Genomic DNA, 5,984 nt, shown 5'->3' with positions numbered 1-5,984 from the left:
CCAGCAGCAGGTCGATGTGCGCGCCCGGAGCCCAGTCCGGAAGCCGCGCGCCGTCGGGCCGGGTGAGCGTCAGCGTGACGACGCCGTCGGAGGCGACCGTCCGCTCCCGCACCGTCAGGACGTCCGCGCCCCGGCCGTCCGGGGGCCGTCGGTTCTCGGGCCGTCCGTTCTCGGGCCGTCCGTTCTCGGGTGGCATCCCGGTCTCCTCCGCGTCGTCGCGTCGGGGGAAGCATCGGCCCGCGGAGCACCCCGCCTCCACCGCCATCCCATTCAACGGGAGGGCGATGTCGTTCCTGTCCCCTCTACTCCGACGGTGGTGCCGCGGGGTCGTCGCGGAGGCGCCGTTCGATCGACCGGGCGGCCGCGGTGAGGGCCGGCAGGCGGGCCCGCGCGCGCTCGTCGTTCGGCACGATCACCGACACCGCGGCGGCGACCTGCCGGTCGGCGGTCCGGATCGGCACCGCGATCCCGGTCGCGTCGGCGTGGATGTGGCCCGGGCACAGCACGAAGCCCTGCCTGCGGACCCGCGCCAGCAGCTCGCGGAGCTCTTCGGCGCCGGTGACGGTGGCCGGCGTGTAGCGCGGCAGCGGCCCGGCCAGCACCCGTTCCTGCAGGGTCGTCGACCCGTAGGCCAGCAGCACCAGCCCCGACGACGAGGCGTGCAGCGGCAGGCGGGCCGCGATCCGGGTGTAGTTGATCACGGCGTGCTCGGCGCTGAGCCGCTCGACGAACAGCACCTCGTCGCCGTCGAGCACGCCGAGCTGGGTGTGGTGCCCGATCGAGGCCTGCAGCTGCTCCATCACCGGCATCGCGGTCTCCCGCAACGACAGTGTCGGCGACGCCCGCGACGCCAGCTCCCAGAGCCGCAGCCCGATCCGGACCCGCCGGTCGTCGTCCCGGGCGAGCAGCCCGTGCCGCACCATCTCCGCGACCAGCCGCGACGCCGTCGCCAGCGGTAGTCCGGCCCGCCGCGCGATCTCCGAGACGGCCAGCGTCGTCGTCTCCGGTGTGAACGCCTCGAAGATCCGCACCGCGCGTTCGAGCACCGACTCGCCGGAATCGGACCGTGCCATCCGTGCAGTGTGCCCCGGGCAGCGTGTCACTGTGTGTCATGCACACCACCGATCCGGGCGACCGGGCGTCCGCGGCGACGCCCCCGTGGACGACGGGTCGGCACCGCAGGCGCACGGTCGCGGTACCGGAGCAACGGTCCGGGCCGGAGGTGCAGGCGCGCTTCCCGCCCCCGGGGTCGGCTGTCCCGGGGTCGGCTGTCTCGGGGTCGGCTGTCTCGGGGTCGGCTGCTCCCGGGTCGACCGATTCCGAGCCCACCACCACGGACGACCGAGGGCGGACCGAGATCGCCGACCGGGTCGTGCAGAAGATCGCCGCGGCCGCGCTCGGCGAGATCCCGGAGATCGGCGGACCGGCGCGGCGGGTCCCGGGGATCGGATCCGACGGCGCGGACCACCGGCCGCGCGTGACGGTCGCGGTGCACGGGACGGCCGTCGACCTGGAGGTCCGCGCGAGCGTCCGCCGCGCCGCCCCGGTCGCCGACGTCGTCGAACGTGCCCGTACCCGGGTGAGCGCCCGGATCGCCGAGACGACCGGCCTGCAGGTGGGCCGTCTCGACGTCCGGATCACGGCCCTGCCCGCCGCGCCCTCCCCGACCGGACGCGACGTGCGCTGACCGGTCCCCGGCGGCGCCGCATCCCGCCCTTCCGGGTCGCCGTGACGTCCCCCGCACACACCCCGGGCACGGTCGGCGCCGCCCGACCTGCGGGCACCGGATCACCGGAGCCGGGACCGTCCATGATCGATGCCTGAGGCATGTTCCGGGCCATCGGCGGCCCACCCCATCCCACAGACGTCGATCATGGACGCGTCATCGAACGTCACGATGTGGCGGCGGGGACGACCAGAACGTGGCGCCCGACGTGCCTCGGAACCATCGGCGATGGTCGAGCGTCACGTTGTGGTCGGCGGGACAGCCATAACGTGACGCCCGGGGTCTTCCCGCCACCAGCGAGAGGACCTCGCCGCCCGCTCCGCGAGACGAGGCCCACCCGACACCGGCCACCGTCCTCAGGCGACGGGCGGGTCCTGATCGCGTTCCGGTCGGTCCTGGACCAGGGTGGACGCGCGCTGGCGGGTGACCCCGAACAGCTTCCCGATCGCGGTGATGCTGACGTTCTCGCGCTGCAGCGCGCGGGCCTCCTCGCGACGGAACCGGCTCCCCGCCACGCCGAGGGTGTCGAGCGCCCGGCTGATCCGCTCGATGATCAGCGGGGGCTCCTCCTGGAACACGATCTCGCGCCAGGAACGCCCGGCCGTCCGCAGCGCGATCAGCTCGTCGGCCCGCTCGGCGGCCGCGTTCAGCTCGGCGACGGTGTGCTCGAGCTGCGTCCGCAGCTCGACGAGCGCCCGCACGACGTCGTCATCTTCCGGGCTCTCGGGCACGGCGGCTCCTGCTTCTCCTCGGCGTCACCGATGATCCGGCGGGTCACCGGTCACACCGTGCACCGACCGGGTGGTGACATCGTCTAGAGTCCTCACCGCAATAGCTATTGCGGTACCCGCACGCTGGGAAACGGACAGGCGAGACATGACGGACTCAGAATACGACTTCATCATCGTCGGAGGCGGTTCAGCCGGGAGTGTCCTCGCGAACCGGCTCAGCGCGGACCCCCGGACCCGGGTGCTCGTGCTCGAGGCGGGCCGTCCCGACTACTGGTGGGACCTGGCCGTGCACCTGCCGATCGCGATGGGCTTCCCGGTGGGCAGCGCGTCGCACGACTGGCGTTACCGGTCCGAGCCGGAGCCGCGCCTGCAGGACCGGCGCCTGCGCCAGCCGCGCGGCAAGGTCCTGGGCGGCTCCAGCAGCATCAACGGGATGGTCTACCAGCGCGGCAACCCGGCCGACTTCGACGGCTGGGCGGCCGCCGACGGCATGGACGGCTGGGATGCCGCGCACTGCCTGCCCTACTTCCGCAAGCTGGAGAACTGCCGCGACGAGCCGGGCGGGACCACCCGGGGACGCGGCGGTCCGCACCGGCTCGAACGGAGCCCGGCCAACGGCCCCCTGTTCGCGGCGTTCTTCCAGGCGGCCCGGCAGGCCGGTCACCCGGTGGTCCCGGACGTCAACGACGTCCGGCAGGAGGGCTTCGCCCGGCTGGACCAGGCGGTGCATCACGGGCGCCGGGTGTCGGCCGCGGACGCCTACCTGCGCCCGGTCCGGCGGCGCGCCAACCTCGAGGTGCGGTGCCGGACGCTGGTCACCGGGCTGATGCTGCGCGGGAACACGGTGACCGGCGTGCGCTACGTCGACCAGGACGGGCTCGCGGTCCACGTCCGGGCCCGCGAGGTCGTCCTGTCCGGCGGGGCGATCAACACCCCGCAGATCCTGCAGCTCTCCGGCCTGGGCGACTCCGCGCTGCTCGAGTCGCTGCGCATCCCGGTCACCGCGCACCTGCCCGGCGTCGGGCAGAACCTGCAGGACCACCTCGCGGTCCACATGCAGCACGCCTGCGCCGCGCCGGTCTCCGAGGCCGCGACCAAGAGCAAGCGCAACTGGCCGCGGATCGTGTCCCAGTCCCTGCTGCTGGGCAGCGGGCCGGGCGCGCACAACCCGTTGCAGGCCGGCGGCTTCGCCCGCAGCCGCGCCGACGAGCCCAGCCCCGACCTGATGTTCATGTTCGCCCCGATCGCGATGGCCAGCGAGGAGAACGCGCTGGGGCCGCGCGACCACGGCTACCAGGTCCACGTCGGCGTCATGCGCTCCGCGGCACGGGGGTCGGTGACGATCGGCTCGACCGACCCGCACCGCTACCCCGCCATCCGGTTCAACTACCTGTCCGCGCCGGAGGACCGCCGTCGCTGGCTCGCCGCGGTGCGCGGCGCCCGCGAGCTGTGCGCACAGGCCGCGTTCGCCCCCTACGACGCCGGTGAGGTCCTGCCCGGTCCCGAGGTCGAGACCGACGACCAGGTGATGGAGTGGGTCCAGCGCACCGCGCAGACCGGCCTGCACCCCGCCTGCAGCGCGCGGATGGGCCTCGACGACGGGGCCGTGGTGGACCCGCGCGACCTGCGCGTGCACGGGGTGGAGGGCCTGCGGGTCGTCGACGCGTCGGTGATGCCCACGATCACGAACGCGAACACCTACGCGCCGGTCATGATGATCGCCGAACGCGCCGCGGACATGATCCTGGGCAACACCGCTCTGGCCCCCGAGTCCTGGGGCTCCGAGCCCGCGGCGGCGTCGAGGTAGCGGCGGGCCCCCATCACCAGGTGGGCTCGGTCCCCTTCAGCTCGCGCCAGTAGCGGCGGTGGGCGTGGCGGGCGTTCGGCGTCGTGAACCACCGGGGCAGTTCCTCGTCGAGCGGGTCGGACAGGTCGGCGATGTCGCGCAACGCGGCGGCCTGCGCGGCGCGCTTGGTGTAGGCGTAGTGCTCCAGGGTGTCCTCGGGGATGGACCCGGCCACGGCGACGGCCCGGTCGAGGACCTGCCCGGCGGGCAGCAGCTCGTCGAACATCCCGAGGGCGAGCGCCTGGTCCTGGTCGAACGTCTCGCCGAACAGCGACGCCCGCGCCGCGGTCCGCTCGCCCCAGGCGTAGGTCAGCATCCGCACGTAGACCGCGGGCATCGGGATCCCGATCGGGACCTCGTTGAGGCTGAACCGGGCGTCGGAGTCGACGGCGACCCGGCGGTCGCAGACCGCGGAGGTGATCAGCCCGCCGGCGAAGGCGTGCCCGTTGACGGCGGCGACGGTGGGCCGCGGGTAGGTGAACAGGCGCATGTTCGTCGCGCGGTAGGCGGCGAACCACTCGGCCACGCCGTCGGGCTCACCGGCGAAGATCGGGAAGTGCTCGCCGAGGTCGAGCCCGGCCGAGAAGCGGTTGCGCTGCCCGGTCAGGACGACCGGCGAGTCGGCGTGCTCGGACTCCAGTCGGTCGAACGCCTCGTGCAGGTCGGCGAAGAACGCCCGGTTCTGCGCGTTGACGGGGTTCGTCGTCATGGTCACGACGGCGACGCGCCCGTGTCGTTCGACGGTCCAGCTCATGAGGTCTCCTCCGCTGTGGGCCAGGCCCGGGGCCAGGGTTGATCGAGGGTCTCCGGCGGCACCTCGGCATGGTCGGCGGCCGCACGCAGCAGACCGTCCCGTTCGACCACGGCACCGCTGCGACGCATGGTGTCGAGCAGCTCGACGACGACCTCCTCGGCGGGCCGGCGCAGGAGGTCCGCGGCGTCGGTGAGCCAGGCCCGCGCCAGCAGGTACTCCTCGACGGAGGCGAGCGGCAATCCGCCGCGGATCATCACCGCGTAGGCGAAGATGCGGCGGGCGGCGTACCAGACCGCGCCGTCCGGGTCGTCGACGAGCCGTTGCGCCCGGCGGTGCGCGTTCGCCAGTGCGGCCTCCGGATCGGCCGGGATCGAGCCGTGCGCGGGCAGCAGGACCCGGGGGTGCAGCGCGGTGATCCGCTCCAGCGACGCCACCGCGACCGCGGCGGCGTCCGGGCCGTCGAGTGCGGTGGCGACCCAGCCGACGTCGTAGTCAGAGAGCGCGTCCCCCACCACGAGCAGCCGCTCGTCGGGCTGCCACAGGCTCAGGTGCCCCGGCGTGTGCCCGGGGGTGCGGACGACCTCCCACTCGGTCTCGCCGAGCCACACCGCTTCCCCGTCGTCGAGCGCGCGGTCCACCGTGTACGGGCTCACCGGCTGGTCGAGGTACTCGGCGAGGCAGCAGCCGGGGTCACGGCGGCGCACGGCCTCGGCGTCCGGGGCACTCGCGGCGATCCCGGCTCCGGCCTCCTGCAGCGCGGCGTTGCCCCCGACGTGGTCGGCGTGCCAGTGGGTGTTCACGACGAGCTCGACGCGGCCGCCGGCCTGCGCACGCGCCCACTCGCGGGTCTCCGCGGCGTGGCCGACGAAACCGGAGTCGATCAGCGTGGGGTGCGGGCCGGGAAGGAACAGCAGGTTGGCGTCGGGG

6 protein-coding genes and 1 pseudogene are annotated in these 5,984 nt (G+C 74.0%); 2 read left to right on the top strand and 5 right to left on the bottom strand.

The annotated features are described in order from the left end of the window. Both I4I78_RS33120 and I4I78_RS29040 read right to left on the bottom strand, forming a co-directional pair. Positions 1-196: pseudogene (locus I4I78_RS33120) on the bottom strand (hypothetical protein); the annotation flags it as partial. A 106-nt stretch (positions 197-302) separates the two neighbouring features. After that, positions 303-1,073, bottom strand: a complete 771-nt coding sequence (locus tag I4I78_RS29040; RefSeq protein WP_218614700.1) for an IclR family transcriptional regulator — start codon at positions 1,071-1,073, stop codon at positions 303-305. 38 nt (positions 1,074-1,111) lie between these two features. Between I4I78_RS29040 and I4I78_RS33115 the strand changes: the two genes are divergently transcribed. Further along, positions 1,112-1,687: an Asp23/Gls24 family envelope stress response protein gene (locus I4I78_RS33115; RefSeq protein WP_226380639.1), complete on the top strand. Its 576-nt coding sequence runs from the start codon at positions 1,112-1,114 to the stop codon at positions 1,685-1,687. Between the two features lie 395 nt (positions 1,688-2,082). On the opposite strand, the gene I4I78_RS29030 is transcribed toward I4I78_RS33115, so the two are convergent. Next, positions 2,083-2,457 (bottom strand): hypothetical protein, encoded by a 375-nt coding sequence (locus I4I78_RS29030; protein ID WP_218614698.1) that lies wholly within the window; start codon positions 2,455-2,457, stop codon positions 2,083-2,085. A 145-nt stretch (positions 2,458-2,602) separates the two neighbouring features. On the opposite strand from I4I78_RS29030, the gene I4I78_RS29025 reads away from it, so the two are divergent. Further along, entirely contained in the window at positions 2,603-4,264 is a 1,662-nt protein-coding gene (locus I4I78_RS29025) for a choline dehydrogenase (protein ID WP_218614697.1), read from the top strand. 13 nt (positions 4,265-4,277) lie between these two features. Here the strand turns inward: I4I78_RS29025 and I4I78_RS29020 are convergent, their stop codons facing one another. Both I4I78_RS29020 and I4I78_RS29015 read right to left on the bottom strand, forming a co-directional pair. Beyond that, positions 4,278-5,057, bottom strand: a complete 780-nt coding sequence (locus tag I4I78_RS29020) for an enoyl-CoA hydratase/isomerase family protein (protein ID WP_218614696.1) — start codon at positions 5,055-5,057, stop codon at positions 4,278-4,280. Further along, a partial coding sequence (locus I4I78_RS29015) for an MBL fold metallo-hydrolase (protein WP_218614695.1) occupies positions 5,054-5,984 on the bottom strand: 931 nt, incomplete at its 5' end. The genes I4I78_RS29020 and I4I78_RS29015, both read right to left, overlap by 4 nt.

The sequence above is a fragment of the Pseudonocardia sp. KRD291 genome (genome assembly GCF_019263595.1).
Taxonomy (GTDB): domain Bacteria; phylum Actinomycetota; class Actinomycetes; order Mycobacteriales; family Pseudonocardiaceae; genus Pseudonocardia.
This window is presented reverse-complemented; position numbering and strand designations above follow the sequence as displayed.